At 46.5% G+C, this 1,064-nt stretch carries 2 protein-coding genes; one reads left to right on the top strand and one right to left on the bottom strand.

The genetic code is table 11. From position 1 onward, the window contains the following. Positions 1-477 (bottom strand): DMT family transporter (locus tag R7E42_RS25460; RefSeq protein ID WP_318073302.1); only part of this gene is annotated, 477 nt, incomplete at its 3' end. A 183-nt stretch (positions 478-660) separates the two neighbouring features. Here R7E42_RS25460 and R7E42_RS25455 point away from each other — a divergent pair. Then, the coding region (locus R7E42_RS25455) for an NUDIX hydrolase (RefSeq protein WP_318073301.1) at positions 661-1,064 on the top strand (404 nt) is incomplete at its 3' end.

The raw sequence follows: 1,064 nt of genomic DNA, 5'->3' as shown, positions 1-1,064 counted from the left end.
TACACTGAACATCGGAAGTGTTTGTGCAGATTCTACGCCGGTTTCTGGCCGAACCATGACGTAGACGCCGAGCAAACATAGCGCAATACAAATGAAGGTTGTGGGCTGAATTCGCTCTTTCAAAAAAATGACAGCGAGCAGCGCCGTAAATACCGGATGAATGTATTGGAAGATGGTTGCTTCTGCCAAAGGTAACGTGGTCACCGAATAGTAAACACACATCAGCGCGAAGGTGCCCACCGCGCCACGCGCTAAGAGTAGTGGTTTGTTGTTGCCCCAAACAGAGATTCGTTTTCGTTTCACATCTAAATAACTGATCACTAAAGAAACGAGTGCTCTTGCTGCAACGATTTCAAAGACAGGGATACCATGAAGACTGACATGCTTTACCGTGGCCGACATTAGCGCGAACCCGAAAGCGGAGAGCACCATAAAGCGCACACCAATGGGAACCATAGTGTTGAGTGAATTAGACATTTTACTGCTCATTTGTTGCGACAGATCGCACTTTAGCATACTCAACAGACAAAATGATCGGCGGCATTCAAACATCTCTGCCGAGAGAAAGAATAAGCGGTAGACTGTGGGTTCTCAATCAATCTATCTTTCTTTCGCGCATGGAGCGCATCTAGGAAATATCTAGATATTTAAGGAGCATACATGATCCCAATACAAGCGACGCATGTCTCTGGCGTTGTCATCTCTCGAATTGATGGCGTAGATAAAATTCTGTTACTCAAACGCGTTAAAGGCGGGTATTGGTGCCATGTGGCTGGTGGTGTAGAGGCTGGTGAAACAGGATGGCAAACCATTCTGAGAGAGCTAAAAGAAGAGACGCAGATTGACGATGTTGAGTTACATAAGGCGGACTTTTTAGAACAGTTCTACGAAGCGAAGGAGAACCGAATCTTGGTCATCCCATGCTTTGTGTTATTTTGTCCGCCAAACCAACCTGTGGTGCTTAATGAAGAACACACGGAATATCGCTGGTGTTCGCTGGAAGAAGCAAAGCAGCTTACGCCGTTTGCTTCGCTGGAAGAAGCAAAGCAGCTTACGCCGTTTGC

It is taken from the genome of Vibrio sp. Vb1337 (assembly GCF_033338715.1).
Taxonomy (GTDB): Bacteria; Pseudomonadota; Gammaproteobacteria; order Enterobacterales; family Vibrionaceae; genus Vibrio; species Vibrio alginolyticus.
The sequence above is the reverse complement of the archived record's forward strand: the minus strand, read 5'-3'. Positions and strand labels throughout refer to the sequence as shown.